The organism is Aurantimicrobium sp. MWH-Uga1 (genome assembly GCF_003325955.1).
Taxonomy (GTDB): domain Bacteria; phylum Actinomycetota; class Actinomycetes; order Actinomycetales; family Microbacteriaceae; genus Aurantimicrobium.
Genome location: NZ_CP030929.1, coordinates 878,041 through 898,984 on the forward strand (window position 1 = coordinate 878,041; position 20,944 = coordinate 898,984).

The following is a 20,944-nucleotide window of genomic DNA, read 5'->3' on the forward strand; positions in this document are numbered from 1 at the left end:
GTTGCACTCTATTGAGTACCTTGGAACTTTATCGAGAAGTTAGCGTGAACGCAAAACCTGACACGAATTTTTTAGTAGTCGTAACTCTCTTCACCGTGCATGACGAGGTCAATACCAGCAAGCTCATCTTCATTTTTGACCCGGAATCCGATGGTCTTGTCAATCACCCAACCAATTGCAAACGAAAGAGTAAATGAATAGATCAGAACGCTAAATGCTGCGATAGCTTGCTTCCCAAGTTGGTCGAATGAACCCGAGTAAATAAGTCCAACTTCACTGGCAAAGAATCCGAGGAACAAGGTTCCAATCACCCCACCGACGAGGTGAATTCCCACAACATCGAGAGAGTCATCGAAGCCAAAAGTAAATTTGAGTTCAACCGCAAGTGCACACAAGACACCGGTGAGCACTCCCAGAACGAGTGCCCAGCTCGGGGTGAGGTAGGCGCAGGAAGGTGTAATCGCAACAAGACCTGCTACAGCACCTGAGGCTGCACCGACTGAGGTTGCCTTTCCATCCTTAATTCGTTCGACAATCAGCCATCCGATAATGCCGGCTGCCCCTGCTGCCATAGTGTTAATCAATGCAATGGCAGCAACACCATCTGCGGCAATCGCAGAGCCAGCATTGAAACCAAACCAACCAAACCACAGCAGACCGGCACCCAAGAGTACGAATGGTACGTTGTGGGGCTTATGAACACCCTTTGCGAAACCAATTCGTTTTCCAAGCACTAAAGCAAGTGCCAGCGCAGCGGCACCAGAGTTGATTTCGACTGCTGTTCCGCCTGCGAAGTCAAGGGCACCAACGTTGTAGACCAACCATCCACCACTGGTTATTTCACCGTCTTCAACAGTGAAATTAAAGATCCATGAGGCTACAGGGAAGTAGACAATGGTTACCCACACACCGGCAAACACCATCCATGCACCAAATTTTGCACGGTCAGCGATCGCTCCAGAAATGAGCGCAACAGTAATCATCGCGAATGTGGCTTGGAAAGCGGCAAAAACAAGGGGAGGGACTGTTGCCCCGTCTGGAACTTCGATGAGATTTTCTAATCCCATGTGAGCTAAGTCGATGTTGAATACACCGGGGATTCCGTAGGTTGCAGGTCCCCCTAAGGCGGGAAATGCGATGGCGTAGCCATAGATAATCCACAAAACGCCAACGATAGCCATCGAACCAAAACTGAGCATCATCATGCTGATGACGCTCTTTGCACGGACAAGACCGCCATAGAAGAACGCAAGTGCTGGTGTCATCATCAAGACCAGCGCGGTGCAAATAATCAGAAAAGCGGTATTACCTGTATCCATGAAAACCTCCAGAGGAGATTCTTTGGCATACGCGTTTCAGATATGAAGCGTTTATGTTTCGAACATATTAATCGTGTCTAGGCCCTGCAGAAAACTACAGGGCCTAGCACGCGGCGTGATGAGACTAATTCAAGGTTTATGCCTCCTGAAGCGCATAACCCTCTTCGCCGTGGACAATTGTGTCGATACCAGCGAGCTCGTCCTCGTTTTTGATTCGGAAGCCCATGGTCTTCTCGATGATTGTTCCGATGATGTAACTGAGAACGAACGAGAAGATCAGTACGGTAAAGGCGGCAATAGCCTGCTTTCCGAGTTGTTCGAATGAACCAGAGAAGAAGAATCCAACTTCGGTTGCGAAGAACCCGAGGAACAAGGTTCCGATCAAACCACCCACAAGGTGAATACCGACAACATCCAGAGAGTCATCGAACCCGAAAGTAAATTTGAGCTCAATAGCAAGGGCGCACACAGCACCAGCGATGAGACCCAACAGAATTGCCCACATTGGTGTCAGGTTTGCACATGCAGGAGTGATTGCGACCAAACCAGCAACAGCACCGGAAGCAGCGCCTACTGACGTGGCCTTACCTTCCTTGATGCGCTCAATGAGCAACCATCCCAGGACAGCTGCTGCGGGTGCAGCGATCGTGTTGATGAATGCAAGGGAGGCGACTCCATCCGCTGCGAGTTCTGATCCTGCATTGAATCCGAACCAGCCAAACCAGAGCAATCCCGCACCGAGAAGAACAAGTGGCACATTGTGAGGCTTTGCAACACCCTTCGCGAAACCAATTCTCTTGCCCAAAACAAGTGCCAATGCAAGGGCTGCAGCTCCAGCGTTGATGTGAACAGCCGTGCCACCTGCAAAGTCGATTGCACCTAGGTTGTAGGCAATCCAACCACCGTCAACAATCTTGCCGTCCACGATAGTGAAGTTGAAAACCCAGGAAGCTACTGGGAAGTAAACAATTGTTGCCCAAATACCGGCGAATACAAGCCAAGCACCAAACTTTGCTCGGTCAGCGATCGAACCGCTAATTAGAGCAACAGTGATGATTGCAAAAGTGGCCTGGAATGCCGCGAAGGCCAAGGGCGGGAATGCTGCACCCTCGGGAGTTTCTAATAAGCCTTCAAGGCCGATGTATGCGGTATCGATACCGATGATTCCATCTATGCCATAAAACGTCGATGAGCCTTCATTGGCGAATGCGATGGAGTATCCATAGATAACCCATAAGACACCAATCAGCGCAAGAGAGCCAAAGCTCAACATCATCATGCTGACGACACTCTTTGCCTTGACAAGACCGCCATAGAAGAACGCCAGGGCGGGAGTCATCAGGAGTACGAGTGCTGCACTGATGAGCACGAAGGCGGTGTTGCCTTGATCCATTTCAACCTCTTTCACGAATGGTGACGGATAGTTCACCGTCTCTATTCATGAGTGTGAATGAGGTTCGTTACCGCAGGTATTCTTCGAGGTGACGTCAGTGTTACAAATAATGAGGTTGTGTTTCAAACAGATTTCTAAAGTTAGAAATTGGTCAAGGCAATGAGACGTGAAACGCAACGAAGATACTTCTTGCGATATCCACCATTGACCATGTCACCACCAAACACATCAGAAATTGGTGTACCTGAAGCGATGATAGGGATTTGAGCGTCATACACACGGTCGATGAAAGCGACTAAACGAAGAGCGTCGGTCTGCCCCATAATGACGTGAACATCTTCAAGGACTATGGCGTCTACGTTGTCCAAAAGGCGAACATAGACAGAAGGGTGCACAGTTGCAAGGTGAGCCAGCAGAGCATCAAAGCGGTCAACCGTCACGGTGGCACCTGCTGCGCGTTGTTCCGAAATGTAAGCCGCTACCTCTTGAGGTGAGGAAACTCGCGATACACCTTCAGCAGCACGTTGGCGATAGTCAGTACCGTCAATGCGAATCGTCCTGAAGTTTGAAGCAAGAGCTTGAATTTCTCTCAGGAAGTCTGCGGCGGCAAAACGCCCCTCACCCAATGCCGCGGGAGGAGTGTTGCTTGTTGCTGCTACACGCGTTCCGCCAGCTACCAATTCCCCTAGCATTCGCGTCATCATCATCGTGTCGCCGGGATCGTCCAGTTCAAATTCGTCTATACAAATTAAACTGGCTCCCTTGAGCGCTTCAACCGCTTTGACATAGCCCAGTGCACCCACAAGCGAGGTGTATTGCAAAAATGTTCCAAAATACTTTTTTCCGGACGCAGAATTCCATGCTGCTGCCAGCAAGTGGGTTTTGCCAACACCAAAACCTCCGTCAAGGTAAACGCCGGGAGGCTGTTCCTCAGTTTTCTTGTTTCGACTAAAGAGCTTTGCCTGCTTGAGAACTGCAGTGTTTCTTCTGGCAAATTCTTCAAGAATGGTGCGTGCTTCTTCTTGCGAGGGATACTCAGGGTTAGGAATGTAATTGTCGAAGCGCGCCTGCGTGAATTGTGGAGGAGGAACCAGGCTGCTGACTATTGCACCCGCATCAAGTGTTGGGTGTAATTCAACAAGGGACTGCACAGAAGTCATTTTCCTGAAATATTCCTCAACATAAGCACAAAATCGGGGGTGTGGGGTTGGCACATAACGAATCTCTACGTAGTCTCGAAGGTGCAGCACAAGCCTATTGCGTATCCAGAGCAATGCTTGGTGTCATGAAATCAAACCTGAGTGAAAAGTGGAGCCATGAGCGTACCTATTGATTCGTCTGAAAAGTTTGCAGAATACGCACATCCTGAAGCCATTGTGAGCACTCAATGGTTAGAGGAAAACCTAGGTAATCCTCAACTTGTCGTTGTCGAATCCGATGAAGATGTTCTGCTCTACGAAATTGGTCACATCCCTGGAGCAGTGAAAATTGACTGGCATACCGATCTCAATGACCCCGTGCTTCGAGACTATGTCCAGGGCCCACAGTTTGCTGAATTACTCAGCTCAAAGGGTATCTCTCGGGACACAACGGTAGTGATTTATGGGGACAAAAGTAATTGGTGGGCAGCTTATGCCCTTTGGGTATTTAAACTTTTTGGACACGAAGACGTTCGCCTCCTTGATGGAGGACGTGACAAATGGATTGCTGAAGGTCGCGACCTAACAAAGGAACAGCCAGAAATTTCACCAAGTACTTATCCAATTGTGGAACGCAACGATGCTCCTATTCGCGCTTATCTTGCCGACACTCTTGCACACATTGGTAAGCCAATGATTGATGTACGAAGCCCTGAAGAATACTCAGGTGAACGTACTCACATGCCTGCATACCCAGAAGAAGGTGCACTTCGTGGCGGTCACATTCCTGGTGCCGCAAGCGTCCCTTGGGCGAAGGCTGCAAACGAAGACGGAACGTTTAAATCACGTCAGGAACTCGAACAGCTTTACCTAGTAGAGGCAGGCCTCAAGCCAGGAGATGACGTCATCGCCTACTGCCGAATTGGTGAGCGTTCTAGTCACACCTGGTTTGTACTGAACTACCTCCTTGGCTTTACCGGTGTTCGTAATTACGACGGATCGTGGACTGAATGGGGTTCTGCCGTTCGAGTTCCCATTGTCAAAGGCACTGAACCCGGTGTGTTAGTCGGCTAATTACTCGAGTGCAGAGGGATTATCTCTGTGCATAACTGAGATGATGGAAGCATCATGACTGAACTTCCACAGGCACTCGCTCAAACTCAAGAAGATTTCCTTGACCTTGGTGACAAGGACAAAATTCAACTCCTCATTGAGTTCGCAGAGGAACTTCCTGATTTACCACCTGAATATCAGGATCACCCTGAGCTTCTTGAAAAAGTCGAGGAATGTCAGTCTCCTGTTTATATCTTTGTTGACGTTCACGATGGCCGCGTGGATGTGCACGCAACAGCGCCAGAACAAGCACCAACCACTCGAGGGTTTGCCAGCATCCTGGTGCAAGGACTGACGGGCCTGACAGTGCAAGAAGCATTGGACATTCCCGATGATTTCCCCAGCACTCTTGGACTTAACGCACTCATTTCCCCACTTCGTGTGCGCGGGATGACTGGCATGTTGTGGCGTATGAAACGTCAAATTCGAGAGAAATCCGTTTAGAAACATGGTTGAGAGTTCCACGCTTACCGATGTACAACTTTCACAAATATATGCGTGGCCCTCATCTCTGACTTTTCGTCTCAACATGCTAGTTGGGCCAACTGGAACAACCACCGGAGATGACGGGACATCAGTAAGCCTGACCTCTGCACAGGACCGGAGAATCCTTCGACTTATTCGTGAGGACGCAGACGTAGTGTTACTGGGAGCAGAATCAGTCAGAAAAGAAGGGTGGTTCTTCCCACCAGGTGGGCGCATGATCGTTTTGAGTAAGTCAGGAAATATCCCTTTAGAAACTTGCCCACACCCGGAGAGATTGTTTATTGCACACAGCTTGAGCTCTGCACTTCATAATTTGCGTAAAAACGAACACAAGATCCTTTGTGAGGGAGGCCTCACTACCGCAGAACTTTTACATCACAACGCATTTTTTGACGAGATAGCGTTGACATTTCGACATGAAGATTCCTCAGCTCCTGAATTTATTGATTTCTCTGAGTATCAACTTCTCTCAGAACTATCTGAGAAATCAACTGAGATGACATTCCGTTTTTGGCGGCGAGCCGCTAAGCCGCACTAATTCGCGAACTTTAGGGTCGTATATGTGACCACAAATCAGAATGCTCCTGAAGAATTTCAACGCGCAGTAAAGAGCATTTCTTCCGTCGCATTTCGAGAAGAACTTACAGTTCGGGTCATTGATTCTCCATCGGGAGTTGCGCCATACAGCTATGCTCTCGCAGCAGATGTTCTCATTGCCGAGCATGAACACGAATCCCAACATGGCACAGGACGTTTTATCCTCCTTTACGACCCAGAAGAACCCGAATCTTGGGGCGGTGCTTTCCGTGTAGTCGCATATGCCCAAGCCCCATTAGAAGCCGACATTGGACTTGACCCGTTCTTAGCCAATGTTGCTTGGTCATGGTTGGTCGATGCCCTCGCAACACGCAAGGCCAAATACTTCAATCCTTCTGGCACAGCTACTCGAATCCTTTCGACAGGTTTTGGTGAGCTTGAAGATGCCGGTGATGGTGCGCAAATCGAACTTCGGGCCTCGTGGTCTCCTGCCTCCTCAGAAATGGGTGATCAAGCAGATGCATGGGGTGAACTTCTGTGCATGCTTGCCGGCTTACCTCCCACAGCAGAAGCTGTCAGTTTGACTGCACGCCGCAGGGAGCGTGGTTAGGGTTCACGTCATCGCTTCACCTGAAGATTTTCTCGCCGCGTGCGAAGTGATTTCTCAAGGAACTGGCCCAATCGCCATCGATGCGGAACGGGCATCTGGATTTACCTACTCGCAACGTGCATATCTCATCCAAGTTCATCGTCGCGAAGCAGGAACGTTTTTATTTGACCCTCCAGCAATTGGGGACATGTCAGAGTTATTTCGACGAAATGACACAGAAGAATGGGTTCTCCATGCAGCCAGTCAGGATCTGGCGTGTTTGCGAGAAGTAGGAATTGCTCCGCAACGTATTTTTGATACGGAACTCTCTGCGCGCTTGTTGGGTCTTGATCGGGTAGGACTGGGTTCTGTTATTGAAGAATTATTGGGCGTCCATTTGGCTAAGGAACATAGCGCTGCTGATTGGTCGACCAGACCGCTACCAGAGCCTTGGTTGACCTATGCGGCACAAGATGTTGAATTACTCGTCGACCTGAGAGACGAAATCGAAAAACTGCTCATCGAGTCCAACAAACTCAGTTGGGCTCACGAAGAGTTTCAAGCAACGCTCGATAAACCTGAGAAAGTAATCAGCACAGAGCCCTGGAGAAAAATTTCAGGTCTTCATACCCTTCGCTCCCCCAGGCAACTTGCTGTTGCACGGGCGCTCTGGAATGCAAGGGATTATGTTGCACAGACGAAAGACATTTCACCGGGTCGGCTCATTCCAGATAGCTCGATTGTGGCCGCAAGCAAACGAACTTTTTCCAATAAGGGTGAACTTGCAGCGTGTAAAGAATTCAATGGTCGGGCAAGCCGCAGCTTGCTCGAGGTGTGGTGGGAAGCTGTGCTTAGAGGGAATGCTGACGAAAACCTTCCTGCAATGCGCATTCCCTCTGACACCATTCCCCCCCCACGTGCATGGGCTGATAAACGTCCCGATGCTTTAGAACGCCTGAATACGGCAAAGGAAAAACTGAGCGCCCGGGCTGAGGAACTGAGTATGCCTACTGAAAACCTCCTCACTCCAAGTATTTTGCGTGAACTTGCTTGGGCACCACCTTCCACAATTACTGTCGTCAGCATTAGTGCTGGACTGAAAAAATTGGGCGCCAGGGCATGGCAGATTGCTGAAACCTGCGCTCTGATCTCTAATGCTTTTGTGGAAGCCGACCAAAAATTTAACCTCGAACCCCAAGAATCTTCGTAGGGACTCACAGCTGGGTTTCACAGCTGAATCCCACGAATTAGCATCAAGATAGCAACGAGGCATCGAGAGGACATCATGACCGCCGGAAAACGTGTTGTATTTGTCGACGGAGTTCGCACCCCGTTTGGTCGCGCAGGCGAAAAAGGTATTTTTTGGCAGACTCGTGCAGACGACCTCATCGTGAAAGCAATGATGGGATTGCTTGAGCGTAATCCACTGCTTCCGACCGAAGAAATAGATGATGTTGCGATTGCCGCTACCACTCAGCAAGGCGACCAAGGCCTCACCCTCGGAAGAACGGCAGGAATCTTGGCAGGTCTCCCTCGCCATGTTCCAGGGTTTGCCATTGACCGCATGTGTGCAGGCGCGATGACAGCAGTCACCACGACAGCAGGAGGAATCGCAATGGGTTCCTATGACCTAGTCCTTGCTGGTGGTGTCGAACATATGGGCCGCCATCCCATGGGATTCAATGCCGATCCGAATCCTCGATTCTTGGCAGAAAAACTCGTCAGTGCTGATGCATTGAACATGGGAGCAACTGCAGAGCGACTTCATGACAGGTTCCCACATCTCACTAAAGAACGTGCCGATGCGTACGCATTACGTTCTCAACAAAAAGTTGCGGCAGCCTACGCTGCTGGATTCATCCAACCTGATTTGATTCCCGTCTCTGCTAAAACTGCTGAGGGATGGACACTAGCCACTGTCGACGAAGCTCCACGTCCAGAGACAACAATGGAGGGACTCGCAGGCCTGAAGACACCATTCAGACCTCATGGTCGTGTGACCGCAGGAAATGCAAGTGGCCTCAACGACGGAGCAACAATCTGCCTACTAGCCAGTGAAGAAGCGGCAGAACGCTATAACCTCGGCATCAAAATGTCGATGGTCTCTTTTGCTTTTGCTGGCGTTGAACCTGAAGTGATGGGAATTGGCCCCGTTCCTTCTACAGAAAAGGCCCTTCGCAAAGCAGGTCTGACTATTGACCAAATTGGCCTGTTTGAAGTGAATGAAGCCTTCGCAGTTCAAGTATTGGCGTTTCTCGATCATTTTGGCATCTCTGATGATGACCCTCGGGTCAACGAATATGGTGGCGCCATTGCTTTAGGTCACCCATTGGCTAGCAGCGGGGTTCGACTAATGATTCAATTGGCGCACCAATTTGAACGTCACCCTGAAGTCAGATATGGCATAACCACAATGTGTATTGGACTTGGACAAGGTGGAACTGTTATTTGGGAAAACCCACACTGGAATGGTGCAAAGTAATGACGAACTACGACAGCATTGATTTTTCAGACCTCATTGCTCTGAGCACTGAAGAGGTTGTTACTCACAGCTACTCTCAGGACATCACCCTTTCCAGCGGCAAAGTCATCGCATTGGTGACTCTTGATAATGGAATGGACTACAAGCGTCCGAACACTCTTGGCCCTCAAGGGCTACTCGAGCTAGATCGACTTCTTGTCTCGCTCAGTGATCGCGCCGCTGCAGGAGAAATTGACGCTGTTGCTGTGACCGGCAAAGAATTCATCTTGGCAGCAGGGGCTGACCTCAGCAGAGTGAGTGATGTGCCGAGTAAAGAAATGGCCGTTAAGCTCGCGCAACTAGGCCACAGAACTCTTGGCCGGTTGGGTGAACTGGGAGTGCCTTCTTTCGTCTTCATCAATGGCTTAGCGCTCGGTGGAGGCCTTGAAGTGGCACTCAACGCCTCATACCGCACAGTCGATGCAACGGTGGGTGCAATTGCGTTGCCTGAAGTATTTCTTGGCTTAATTCCCGGATGGGGCGGCGCTTATCTTCTTCCTAATTTGATCGGTATAGAGAATGCACTCAAAGTCATCATCGAAAACCCTCTGAAGAACAATCGAATGCTCAAAGCTACTGATGCTTACGAGCTTGGAATTGCTGACGCCATGTTTGGTTCAGCACGATTCCTGGAAGAGTCCTTGCAGTGGGCAGATGCTGTGCTTAATGGTCATGAGGTACACCGCCCACACCAACCTGGCAAAGTTGAACGTCTTGCTAAGTGGAACTTGGCAGTCAACATTGCGCGAAAGAGTGTGGAAGAAAAGCTGGGAACCGTTGCCGCAGCGCCTTATGTCGCTCTTGACCTTCTTGAACAGGCTCGAAAAGTTGATAAAGAAGCAGCCTTCGCTCGAGAAGACGAAGCTATTGCGTCACTTATTGTTGGTGACCAGTTCCAAGCATCAATGTATGCATTCGATTTGGTTCAAAAACGTGCCAAGAAGCCAGCAGGAGCACCTGATCCAAAGCTTGCACGCCCGGTTGGCAAAGTGGGTGTTATTGGGGCTGGATTAATGGCCCGACAGTTTGCGCTTCTATTCGTGCGCAAGCTCAAAGTGCCTGTGGTACTCACTGACATCAACCAAAACAAACTCGACGAAGCTCTGACTTACATCCGTGCGGAAATTCAGTCCATGCATGACAAGGGTCGCATCTCCTCCGATGAGAATAAACGACTTCAGGCGCTTGTGAGCGGAACGACCAATCCTGCTGCTTTCTGTGACGCTGATTGGGTCATTGAAGCAGTATTTGAAGAACTTTCGGTGAAACAAGACGTCTTTGCGAATATCGAGCAATACGTAACAGAGGACGCCATTCTGGCGACAAACACCTCCAGCTTGTCTGTCAACGAAATCGGCGCGAAATTGAAGCACCCTGAACGATTAGTTGGCTTCCACTTTTTCAACCCTGTTGCGATAATGCCTTTGATTGAGGTTGTGAATGCCCCACAGACAAACGAGGTAGCACTGGCCACCGCGATGGACACGGCCAAGAAACTAGGAAAAACAGCGGTCATCACAGCTGACTCCCCTGGTTTCGTCGTGAATCGCTTACTTGCTCGACTACTGGGTGAAGCAATGCATGCAGTGGATACCGGCACACCTTTCAAAACTGTGGATGAGTCTGTCGCATCGTTCGGAATGCCGATGGCACCGTTTGAACTTCTAGACCTTGTTGGGCTGAAGGTAGGAGCACATGTTCTAGACACCCACCATGCAGCATTCCCTGATCGTTTTTTCCGAAGTGACAATCTTCACAAGCTAGCTGAACATGGATCCATCATTGTTCGTGGCCGCACCGGCAAAATCACGGGTTATGACCGTGGCGCAGAAGCAATCGTCAAGGGTGGCACTTCACCCATGACCGCGGATCAAATCCGTCAGCGTATCGAAGATGGTCTAGCAGATGAAATACACCGCATGTTGGAAGAAAAGGTCGTCAGTGCGGCCCAGGACATTGATTTGTGCATGATTATGGGCGCAGGATGGCCATTCCAGATGGGTGGTGCAACACCGTTCCTTGACCGTATTGGCGCTAGTCAGCGCGTCTTTGGAGCTACCTTCCACAATCCGATGATTGCAGGACCTAAAAACTAAACGTTTTTGTCCTGGAATGTTTCAGAAACTGCGCTTTCGTCAGGTAATGGGCGTGCAACAGGTATCTTGCTGCCAAGAACTTGAGCGACAACATCTCGTGCGATGTCCTGTGCGGTGAGCCCCGCATCGGCCAAAATTTCATTCCTGCTCGCGTGATCAAGGAATTCATCTGGCAATCCCAGCTCGTCAACCGCAGTGTCTACACCAGCGCTTCGTAGTTCCTGCCTGATACGTGTTCCGATTCCTCCAACACGAACACCATCTTCTAAGGAAATCACGAGACGGTGGTCGCGAGCCATGTCAATTATGCTTTCAGGAACTGGAACAATCCAACGTGGGTCAACAACTGTTGCTCCAATACCCTGTTGAGCAAGACGATCAGCAACGTCCAGACCAAGTTGGGCGAAAGTTCCAATGGCAACAATGAGGACATCTTTGTGTGGTGCTTCGCGTAAGACATCTACACCGTCAACGCAGCGACGAACAGCTTCGATGTCGCGTGAAACAGACCCTTTAGGGAATCGGATGACAGTAGGCCCATCTCCGATAGAAATTGCCTCTGTAAGTTCCTCGCGCAGGCGTGCAGCATCACGAGGTGCCGCTAATCGGATGTGTGGGACAACTTGAAGTATGGACAAATCCCAGACTCCGTGGTGACTAGGCCCATCTGGACCGGTGACACCTGCTCGGTCAAGCACAAAAGTTACTCCTGCTTTATGTAGGGCAACGTCCATCAGCACTTGGTCAAACGCACGGTTAATGAACGTGGCATAAACCGCCACGACTGGATGCAGGCCGCCAAAGGCTAGTCCTGCCGCGGATGCAACAGCATGCTGTTCAGCAATACCAACATCAATAACTCGGTCAGGGAAGCGTTCGAGGAGCTTGTGAAGGCCCGTAGGTCGCAACATCGCCGCAGTGATGCCAACAATGCTGTCGTTGGTTTCAGCTAGCGAGACAAGTTCATCACCAAAGATATCCGTCCACCCAACAGCTGAGGATGTAGAGATAGATTTTCCTGTGACGGGATCAATCTGACCGACTGCGTGGAATTGATCGTCGATATCTCGTTGAGCAGGTTCGTAGCCCTTACCTTTTTGGGTAATTGCGTGAACAATGACAGGAGCTCCATAGTTCTTAGCCTGAGTGAGAGCCGATTCCATTGCCTTGACATCGTGGCCGTTGACGGGGCCGAGATATTTGATGTCGAGATTGGCATAAAGGTCTTGATTGTTGGTGAACCTAGAGAGAAAACCGTGAACACCGCCACGAACACCACGATAAAAAGCACGCGCGTAGGGGCCCATGCTGGCAAACATGCGACTACTCGTGAAGTGGAGATTGCGATAACTCTTTCGGGTTCGAACTTTGTCGAGGTATCGAGCCATTCCTCCAATAGTGGGAGCGTAACTGCGGCCGTTATCATTCACGATGATGACAAGATTGCGTGCGTTGTCATGGCTGATGTTATTCAGAGCTTCCCACGTCATACCACCCGTCAGAGCGCCATCACCCACAACAGCGACGACGTGCCGATCATCTTGACCAGTCATGTTGAACGCACGAGAGATGCCATCTGCCCAGGACAGAGAGCTTGATGCATGAGAACTTTCAACGATGTCATGAACAGATTCAGAACGTTGTGGATATCCGGCTAAGCCACCCTTTTCACGGAGTTTGGAAAAGTCCTGACGTCCGGTGAGGAGTTTGTGCACATAAGACTGATGTCCTGTGTCAAAAACAATGGAGTCTTTGGGTGAGTCAAAGACACGGTGAATAGCAATGGTGAGCTCGACTACACCAAGGTTCGGCCCGAGGTGCCCGCCGGAGCGGGCAACCTCTCGGACCAAAAACTCTCTAATTTCGGCAGAGAGTTGAACGAGTTCCTCTTGGCTCAGTCGATCGAGGTCCCGGGGACCGTGAACTGTTTCAAGAATTGCCATGGCTCGAGTCTATGAGGAAACGAACCAGTTTGTGCTGAGAATTCGTCGACTAAGCGACGAGCGAACGCAGCACGTACTGAAGGATTCCACCATTACGGTAGTAGTCAGCTTCACCAGGGGTGTCGATGCGAACTACAGCGTCAAATTCGATGGTTTCCTTACCTGCAGGTGAGTTATCTGAAGGAGCGGCAGTTACACGGACAGTCTTAGGCGTAACGCCCTTATTGAGTTCCTCAACACCACTGATTGACACAATTTCAGTTCCATCGAGGCCCAAAGATTGCCAGCTTTGCCCAGCAGGGAACTGCAAAGGAAGGACACCCATGCCGATGAGGTTTGAACGGTGAATACGCTCGAAGCTCTCAGTAATGACCGCCTTCACGCCCAGAAGAGCCGTTCCCTTAGCAGCCCAGTCTCGGGATGAACCAGAACCGTATTCCTTGCCACCGAAGATGACAAGAGGAGTTCCAGCTGCCTGGTAGTTGGCGCTGGCGTCGTAGATGAAGGACTGAGGACCATCGGGCTGAGTAAAGTCTCGAGTGTAACCACCTTCAACACCATCGAGAAGCTGGTTCTTCAGACGAATGTTGGCGAATGTTCCTCGAATCATCACCTCGTGGTTTCCACGGCGCGAGCCGTAAGAGTTGTAATCAGCGCGAGCTACACCGTGCTGGTCGAGGTAGACAGCAGCTGGCGTACCAGCCTTAATGTTTCCAGCAGGCGAAATGTGGTCAGTGGTAACCGAGTCGCCTAGGGTTGCCAAAACGCGTGCTCCGGCAATGTCGGTAACCGGTGTGGTTTCCTTTTTCATTCCCTCGAAATAAGGAGGTTTGCGCACATAAGTGGACTTCTCATCCCAGTCGAAGGTCGCACCGGTTGGAGTGGGGAGGTTACGCCAGCGCTCATCACCGTTGAAAACAGACGAGTACTCGTGGTCAAACATGGCCGTGTCAATGGACTCGCCAATAACCTTTTCAACCTCTGCAGTCTCTGGCCAGATGTCCTTGAGGAATACGGGGTTGCCATCAGAACCAGTTCCTAGAGCATCCTTTTCAAAGTCGAAGTCCATCGAACCAGCTAGTGCGTAGGCAATGACCAAGGGAGGGCTTGCCAGGTAGTTCATCTTCACATCGGGGCTGATACGACCTTCAAAGTTTCGGTTACCTGAAAGCACAGCGGTCACAGCGAGGTCGTTGTGGTTAATGGCAGTGGAAATCTCTTCTTTGAGCGGGCCTGAGTTTCCAATGCATGTCATGCAGCCATAACCAACAGGGTAGAACCCGAGCTCGTCGAGATACGGCGTAACACCGGCTTTCTCGTAGTAGTCGGTGACAACCTTGGATCCAGGAGACAGGGTGGTCTTCACCCAAGGCTTGGTCTTAAGGCCCTTCTTCACCGCGTTGCGTGCGAGAAGTCCAGCAGCAAGCATGACCGAGGGGTTTGAAGTGTTGGTGCAGGAAGTGATAGCTGCGATGGTAACAGCACCATTCTTCAGCTCGAATTCTTCTCCCCCATCAACGCTGACTTTGACAGCGTCACCGTGGGTGTAGTTCTTGACGTCCTCATTGAACTGCTTCTGCGCCTTGGAGAGTTCAATACGGTCCTGCGGACGCTTGGGGCCCGAGATCGAGGGAACTACAGTTGAGAGGTCAAGTTCCATGTACTCAGAGAAGTTGGGCTCGTTGCTAGGGTCGAACCAAAGCCCTTGAGCCTTAGAGTACGCCTCAACAAGAGCAACCTGCTCTTCAGAGCGGCCGGTCAGTCGCAGGTAGTCCAAAGTGACATCGTCAACGGGGAACATTGCTGCGGTAGAACCGAACTCAGGACTCATGTTTCCGATAGTTGCTCGGTTAGCCAAAGGAACTGAGGAAACACCGGGTCCGTAGAATTCAACGAATTTGCCAACGACACCGTGCTTACGGAGCATTTCGGTGATGGTCAACACCACGTCGGTAGCGGTTACACCAGTGGGAATGGAACCTGAAAGCTTGAAACCGACAACCTTAGGAATGAGCATGGAGACGGGCTGACCGAGCATAGCTGCCTCAGCCTCAATACCGCCGACACCCCAGCCGAGAACACCCAAACCGTTGACCATGGTGGTGTGAGAGTCAGTACCAACGCAAGTATCAGGGTATGCCTGAAGAATGCCAGCAACTTCACGAGCCATAGTGACACGAGCCAAGTATTCAATGTTGACCTGATGGACGATACCTGTTCCAGGGGGAACAACCTTAAAGTCATCAAACGCGGTCTGACCCCAGCGCAGGAACTGGTAACGCTCACCGTTGCGCTCATATTCGATTTCAACGTTCTGCTCGAGAGCATCGGCTGTTCCATAGAGGTCTGCAATAACCGAGTGGTCAATGACCAGTTCAGCAGGTGCAAGAGGATTGATCTTGGTTGGATCACCACCGAGCTCGGTCACTGCCTCGCGCATTGTGGCAAGGTCTACAACACAAGGAACACCTGTGAAGTCCTGCATGATCACGCGTGCAGGGGTGAATTGAATTTCTGTGTCTGGCTCAGCAGAGGGAACCCAGTTCCCTAAAGCCTTGATCTGCTCTGCTGTAACGTTGGCGCCATCTTCAGTACGCAAAAGGTTTTCAAGAAGTACCTTAAGGCTGTAGGGCAACTTGTCATGACCCTGTACGGAGTCGAGGCGGAAAATCTCATAGGACTTTCCAGAAACCTCGAGTGTGCTCTTGGCTCCAAAGCTGTTTACTGCCGACACGTGCTGCTCCTCCGTTGGGCGTTTGACGCAGGTGAAAATGGTGTGTTGCTCAATCAGAAACAAAAGTCTCTTGATATCAAGATATATCTTATCCTGACATTTTGTCACTACGTTCTATGAACTTGAGGTTTTTTCACGGTAGAGCGAACGAACGATGAGCCATGTCAGTGCGAGAACAGGAACATAAAGCGGAAGACCGAGAAGTAGTTTTGCGGTAGCCAAACCTTCAACGTTGCCAGCAAGATACAGCGGATACTGAACGATAAGCCTCAGTGCGAACATGCCAAACCAGATGGCTGTAACTGCGCTGTAGACACGCAAATGATGCTTATTCTTTCGCCAAGAAAAACCTTCGCCACGAATCAGACCAACTGCAACACCGATAATCGGCCATGTAGCAAGGATCGAAACCAATAACACGACTGAATATGCCGCATTAGTGAAGAGCCCAGGGACGAAATTATCTTCAGGTCGATTAGTCAATAGAGCCAAGACTGCAGAAACGACCACACCAGCTAAACCAACCAGAGCCTGGGTAACAGCTTGTCTGCGAATCAATCGATATGCAGTGAATAAGACTGAGACGGCCACAGAGATTCCGATCGCGAGCCAAGGATCGCGAGTTATTGCTAAAACGACGACAAAAATAAGACCAGGAACAACTGTCTCAACAATTCCTAGCCATCCGCCCATTGCGGCCCACAGTGGATGTTTGCCCTCTCCAGCCCCTTCAGGATTCAGAGCAATTGAAGAAAGACCTGATTTTCCGGCCATCGTTAGGCGCCTGTAGGTGTAGCACCAGAGGCTTGTTCAGGAACACGAAGCGGCAGTAATTCACGAGGTGGAACTGGCTGTTGTCCACGAACAACAACAATGTCTCGGAAGAGTTCAATCATTGTTGCCCTCTTGTCTGTTTCCACAGCAGCAGGTCCAGCAATCACACCGCGAAGGAACCAGCGTGGCCCATCCACACCAATGAAGCACACATCTTGGAAGACTTGCTTGCCCTCAACCATCGCAGGAACGCGAGTCAACAAATCTGGACCAATTTCGGTCAGTCCCTCTGTAACCGAACCACCTTGAGCTGCAATCTGCTCAGAGAGTTGGTGACGTACTTCGTGCCACAAACCACCAGAGCGCGTGGAGGCAAAAACCTGAACTTGGAGGGTTGAGCCCTGAAAATCAAGAGCAACCGCAATAACACGACCGGTTCCATCTTCGACCTCAAGTCGGAGATTAAGTCCCTCACGAGGGATGAGCTTGATAGAACCAAGATCAACATATGGGCGAACGCCACTAACTTCAGATTCGTCAAAAGGTCCCAGCGTGCTTCTATCTGTCGGAGCACTTTTTGCTTCAGAAATTGATTCACTCATTGGGCTTGTTCCGTTCTGTGAGCAATTCCGGTAGATCCGAAACCAGACTCGCCGCGTTCACTTTCCGGCAGTTTGTCAACCGGAATAAAACGAGCTTGGACCACTGGCATCACAATCATTTGGGCAATGCGATCACCCTTGTTTATCGTAAATGGCTCACGCAGGTCGGTATTGAGCAACGTTACTTTGAGCTCGCCGCGGTATCCCGCATCAACTGTTCCCGGTGAATTAACTACGGTAATTCCGTGTTTTGCGGCCAATCCAGAACGAGGAACAACAAACACAACAAACCCAGCAGGAAGTGCAATTGAGACTCCTGTGGCAACAGTTGCTCGCTCTCCAGGATGCAGAAATAAATTTTCCGCAGAGGATAAATCTGCTCCTGCGTCTCCGGGATGAGAGTAAGTGGGGATGGTCTCAGCATTAATGAGAACTTCAATTGTTTGGTCCACGTGTCGAGGGTAGCCCAGATTTAGTGGTCGAATAGATGTATGACATCGTTTCGTGAAGTTTTACGACCATCTGCGTGGATGTATTTTGCAGCCACATTCATGATCCCCACCGTAATTTTGGTGTGTGCGCCTTTCAACCTCACCCTGGGCGTCATCCTTTCGGTGGTCATCTATCTCGCAATTGTCATCCCTATGTTCGCTCTGTCACCGGTTATTGAGCTGAACGATAAGGAGCTGAGAGTTGGTAAAGCTCACATTTCTCGCGAATTTATTGGCAGCGTAAGCGCATACTCAGGCAACTATGCCGTTGCTGCACGAGGCCCAGAACTCGATGCCCGAGCCTGGATTTTTCTTCGCGGGTGGATCAATCCTGTAGTCCGCGTAGACATTAACGATCCTGGAGACCCCACTCCCTACTGGCTCTTTTCTACGCGCAAGCCAGAGCAACTCGTTGCCGCCTTACGAGCAGGACGCAAGCAATAAAAAATAATGGCCGGCAATCATGCCGGCCATTACCAATACAGTTCCTAGAAGGCACATTCCTTACAAACAGGGCCTAATTTTTCTTCGTGATCTACCTGAGAACGGTGCTTGACAAGGAAACAACTCACGCAGGTGAATTCATCGTCCTGTGGGGGTAGAACAACAACATCAAGCTCGAGGTCTGAGAGATCTGCACCTGCAAGCTCAAAACCACCAGGGTTATCTGCATCCTCACCGTCAACAGCGCCAGAAAGCTTGTCCGGCACGCGTTCCTTGAGCGCTTCAATGGACTCGGTGTCGTCATTGTCAGTTTTGCGAGGTGCGTCGTAATCAGTAGCCATCTTTATGTTCCAAATCGTCACGTCACCGGCTCAAAAATACGCCGGCGCGGACAGTTTGCCTGATTGTGGCCAGAAATACAAAATCTTCTTAGGCGTGTTGCTTCTCACACAGCCAATTAGGTCGGCACGCGCAGAAGTTAAGGAGAAGAAATGTATTTTCGTGGAATTCTCTTCTCATACACTTTTGCCCAAGGAGCTAGCAAATATGCGTGAACTGAAAGTCATCGATGTCGATGGTGCAGATCTCATCATTGCTGACGACGAGGGTGAGGAGTACCGGGTAACGGTTGACGAAACCTCGTTACGCCGTCTACGTCACTCGCGCGCCACTGTTGAAGGCCCACGCGTCTCCCCCAAGGACATTCAGGCACATCTTCGTGCAGGTCTCTCCAATGAAGAGATTTCAGCGCTCACTGGGGCCAGCCTTGATTTGATTCAACGTTTTGAAACTCCCGTACTTGCTGAACGCGAATTCATCATTTCTTCTGCACTCGCTGTTCCCACCCAGGACACAGTTTCAACAGATACCGGCAATCTCAGTTCCGCCTTTGGCTCAGTGATTACTCAACGCCTCCACAGCCTCGGAGCATCCTCTGAGCGTTGGGCAACCTGGAAAGAAGAGTCTGGTAACTGGATTATCAAACTCGAGTTCACAGCAAACGGAATCGACCACGATGCAAGGTGGTCTTTCGAATCCCGAAAGCGAACCCTAAGCCCCGTCAACAGTGACGCCTCTACCTTGTCTCAAAAAGGTGACCTCTCCAGTGGTTTGATACCGAAGCTTCGTGCAGTGGCGGTGGATACTTCGGCGCTCGAAGTTACTCAACCCCTCACCCCAACAGTTGAAGCACAAGTTTCTGCTGCCCCTGTTGTGTCAGCGCAGGAGGAGGCTGCAGCTGATTCGCGTGAACACAGCCCCACTGCAGATCTTTTGGAAGCACTTCGTAAGCGTCGCAATGAACGCGAATCAACCCCTGCATGGCTCAAAGACGAGGTCTCTGCAAGCACGGATGCCCAGGAGAGCATCGCGCAAGAAGACACCATTATTTCTGGCGTTACAGTCGAATTGGATTCGACTTTGACTTTCACTGAACCTTTTGAAGTATCCGCGCCTGAGGATGAACCCTCACACGCAAACGACTCAAAGCCTGTGAACAAAACCGGACGGCCCACGATGCCGTCCTGGGACGACATCGTCTTTGGCACACGATCTGACGATGACCCCGCTTAGTTGCGAGCAAAACCTGCAAGTTTGATGGCAGGAATGTGCATCTCGCTATCCGAAATTCCCCCGTGCTGCCCGACCATGGAACGTCCTTTTAGCGTGGTATCGCGATCGTCATAAAACACAACGTTCTTGTTTGACAAAACAAATATGTCACCTGCACGAGGGGCAACTTCTTTACTGAATTCAGGAATTAGTCCTGATTCAATAATCTGTTCCTGGGTAAGTACCCAGGCATTCGCGTCTAATTCTTTTTGCCACTGAGCAATGAATTCTGTTTTGTCCTCCGGCGATAGAGAATCCGCAAAATACAACTGGGGGCAACGTGGTTCACCGCCAATTGAAACAATGCTGTCAATATGCGAAGAGTTGTTGCCTAGTAGAAGGTGTTTAGATTGCGGAATGTCAATCACTCCATGATCTGCGGTGACAAACAACCCAACATCGCTAGGCAGTTGGGCAGTAAGTGCCAAGATAGCCGCATCTACATCCTCGAGCGCAGTGGCCCACTCTTGCGAATCCACCCCTTTTTTGTGCGCAATCTCATCGAGCTCAGAAATATAGACAACACCTAACCGGGATGAACGGTCAGCGATCATGGTCAATGACTGCGCCATACGGTCAACAAGAGCATTTGCAGGAACATAGTTGGCACCTTGGTAAATCACACTCGTCAATGTGGAATCAGCAAACCTGGAGTGTCCAACCACGACTGAGGAGCACCCCTGTTTGGCCGCATGAACAAATAACGGTTTAGCTTTGAGCCAGTGTTGTGGGTTCTCAATCGTATTGAGACCTGAGAGTTGATTAATGAGATCGCCGCTTTCAGGATTTCGTATCTGATAACCGAGCATGCCATGAACGCCAGGAAGCACTCCTGTAGTGAAGGACGCTAGTGCCGCAGCAGTGGTACTTGGAAAAACGGTTTCTAACGGATCCGATTCCATCGCTGCCTGAGCCAGAAATCTTGCATGACCACGAGCATTAAGAAGATTGTGAAGACCTAAACCGTCTATCACGACGACGATAGCTGAACGAACAGGAGGTAAATGCAGTGAGTTTTCGAATCCGCTGAGTCCCATGCTGGAAAAGCAACTTGGCAAAACCTCGGCAAGGCTCAACAGGCCGGAATTGCGCGTCGGTAGCATATTGGACATCGAGGTCAGTCTGCCATAGTTCCCCTACAAGGTGCGGAAA

Annotated in this window: 19 protein-coding genes; 9 read left to right on the forward strand and 10 right to left on the reverse strand. The window is 50.4% G+C overall.

The window, feature by feature from the left end; genetic code table 11:
- Positions 1–71: 71 nt before the first annotated feature.
- From AURUGA1_RS04380 to zapE, 3 genes are all read right to left on the reverse strand, one after another.
- Positions 72–1,319 carry an ammonium transporter gene (locus AURUGA1_RS04380; protein WP_114129043.1) on the reverse strand — a complete coding sequence of 416 codons (1,248 nt, stop codon included), beginning with the start codon at positions 1,317–1,319 and terminating at the stop codon, positions 72–74.
- A 136-nt stretch (positions 1,320–1,455) separates the two neighbouring features.
- A complete protein-coding gene (locus tag AURUGA1_RS04385) occupies positions 1,456–2,712 on the reverse strand; it encodes an ammonium transporter (protein ID WP_114129044.1) in 1,257 nt (418 codons plus the stop codon).
- 140 nt (positions 2,713–2,852) lie between these two features.
- Positions 2,853–3,872, reverse strand: a complete 1,020-nt coding sequence (gene zapE / locus AURUGA1_RS04390; RefSeq protein WP_114129045.1) for a cell division protein ZapE — start codon at positions 3,870–3,872, stop codon at positions 2,853–2,855.
- A 156-nt stretch (positions 3,873–4,028) separates the two neighbouring features.
- Between zapE and AURUGA1_RS04395 the strand changes: the two genes are divergently transcribed.
- The 7 genes from AURUGA1_RS04395 (at position 4,029) to AURUGA1_RS04425 (ending at position 11,193) form a co-directional block, all read left to right on the forward strand.
- Entirely contained in the window at positions 4,029–4,925 is an 897-nt protein-coding gene (locus AURUGA1_RS04395; RefSeq protein ID WP_114129046.1) for a sulfurtransferase, read from the forward strand.
- 54 nt (positions 4,926–4,979) lie between these two features.
- Entirely contained in the window at positions 4,980–5,408 is a 429-nt protein-coding gene (locus AURUGA1_RS04400) for a SufE family protein (RefSeq protein WP_114129047.1), read from the forward strand.
- A 4-nt stretch (positions 5,409–5,412) separates the two neighbouring features.
- Positions 5,413–5,988 carry a dihydrofolate reductase family protein gene (locus AURUGA1_RS04405; protein WP_114129048.1) on the forward strand — a complete coding sequence of 192 codons (576 nt, stop codon included), beginning with the start codon at positions 5,413–5,415 and terminating at the stop codon, positions 5,986–5,988.
- Between the two features lie 24 nt (positions 5,989–6,012).
- Positions 6,013–6,597, forward strand: a complete 585-nt coding sequence (locus AURUGA1_RS04410; RefSeq protein ID WP_114129049.1) for a DUF3000 domain-containing protein — start codon at positions 6,013–6,015, stop codon at positions 6,595–6,597.
- On the forward strand, positions 6,590–7,786 hold the full coding sequence (locus AURUGA1_RS04415; protein WP_114129050.1) for an HRDC domain-containing protein: 1,197 nt from the start codon (positions 6,590–6,592) through the stop codon (positions 7,784–7,786). Before AURUGA1_RS04410 ends, AURUGA1_RS04415 begins: the two co-directional genes overlap by 8 nt.
- A gap of 75 nt (positions 7,787–7,861) precedes the next feature.
- Entirely contained in the window at positions 7,862–9,058 is a 1,197-nt protein-coding gene (locus AURUGA1_RS04420; protein WP_114129051.1) for a thiolase family protein, read from the forward strand.
- Complete coding sequence (locus AURUGA1_RS04425; protein WP_114129052.1) at positions 9,058–11,193, forward strand: 3-hydroxyacyl-CoA dehydrogenase NAD-binding domain-containing protein; 2,136 nt, start codon at positions 9,058–9,060, stop codon at positions 11,191–11,193. The genes AURUGA1_RS04420 and AURUGA1_RS04425 overlap by 1 nt, the downstream gene beginning before the upstream one ends.
- On the opposite strand, the gene dxs is transcribed toward AURUGA1_RS04425, so the two are convergent.
- The 5 genes from dxs to dut form a co-directional block, all read right to left on the reverse strand.
- Complete coding sequence (dxs, locus tag AURUGA1_RS04430; protein ID WP_114129053.1) at positions 11,190–13,136, reverse strand: 1-deoxy-D-xylulose-5-phosphate synthase; 1,947 nt, start codon at positions 13,134–13,136, stop codon at positions 11,190–11,192. The genes AURUGA1_RS04425 and dxs overlap by 4 nt on opposite strands.
- Positions 13,137–13,185: 49 nt before the next feature.
- Complete coding sequence (acnA, locus tag AURUGA1_RS04435) at positions 13,186–15,870, reverse strand: aconitate hydratase AcnA (RefSeq protein WP_114129718.1); 2,685 nt, start codon at positions 15,868–15,870, stop codon at positions 13,186–13,188.
- A 114-nt stretch (positions 15,871–15,984) separates the two neighbouring features.
- Positions 15,985–16,644 (reverse strand): DUF3159 domain-containing protein, encoded by a 660-nt coding sequence (locus AURUGA1_RS04440; protein ID WP_114129054.1) that lies wholly within the window; start codon positions 16,642–16,644, stop codon positions 15,985–15,987.
- Between the two features lie 2 nt (positions 16,645–16,646).
- A complete protein-coding gene (locus AURUGA1_RS04445) occupies positions 16,647–17,246 on the reverse strand; it encodes a DUF3710 domain-containing protein (RefSeq protein ID WP_114129055.1) in 600 nt (199 codons plus the stop codon).
- Positions 17,243–17,698 (reverse strand): dUTP diphosphatase, encoded by a 456-nt coding sequence (dut, locus tag AURUGA1_RS04450; RefSeq protein WP_114129056.1) that lies wholly within the window; start codon positions 17,696–17,698, stop codon positions 17,243–17,245. The genes AURUGA1_RS04445 and dut overlap by 4 nt, the downstream gene beginning before the upstream one ends.
- A 39-nt stretch (positions 17,699–17,737) precedes the next feature.
- Between dut and AURUGA1_RS04455 the strand changes: the two genes are divergently transcribed.
- Positions 17,738–18,181 (forward strand): DUF3093 domain-containing protein, encoded by a 444-nt coding sequence (locus AURUGA1_RS04455; RefSeq protein WP_114129057.1) that lies wholly within the window; start codon positions 17,738–17,740, stop codon positions 18,179–18,181.
- 44 nt (positions 18,182–18,225) lie between these two features.
- On the opposite strand, the gene AURUGA1_RS04460 is transcribed toward AURUGA1_RS04455, so the two are convergent.
- On the reverse strand, positions 18,226–18,522 hold the full coding sequence (locus tag AURUGA1_RS04460; RefSeq protein ID WP_096380944.1) for a DUF4193 domain-containing protein: 297 nt from the start codon (positions 18,520–18,522) through the stop codon (positions 18,226–18,228).
- A gap of 205 nt (positions 18,523–18,727) precedes the next feature.
- Between AURUGA1_RS04460 and sepH the strand changes: the two genes are divergently transcribed.
- Positions 18,728–19,753, forward strand: coding sequence for a septation protein SepH (sepH, locus tag AURUGA1_RS04465; RefSeq protein WP_162784057.1), 1,026 nt, complete (start codon positions 18,728–18,730; stop codon positions 19,751–19,753).
- On the opposite strand, the gene AURUGA1_RS04470 is transcribed toward sepH, so the two are convergent.
- Positions 19,750–20,904 (reverse strand): alkaline phosphatase family protein, encoded by a 1,155-nt coding sequence (locus tag AURUGA1_RS04470; RefSeq protein WP_114129058.1) that lies wholly within the window; start codon positions 20,902–20,904, stop codon positions 19,750–19,752. The genes sepH and AURUGA1_RS04470 overlap by 4 nt on opposite strands.
- Positions 20,905–20,944 lie beyond the last annotated feature (40 nt).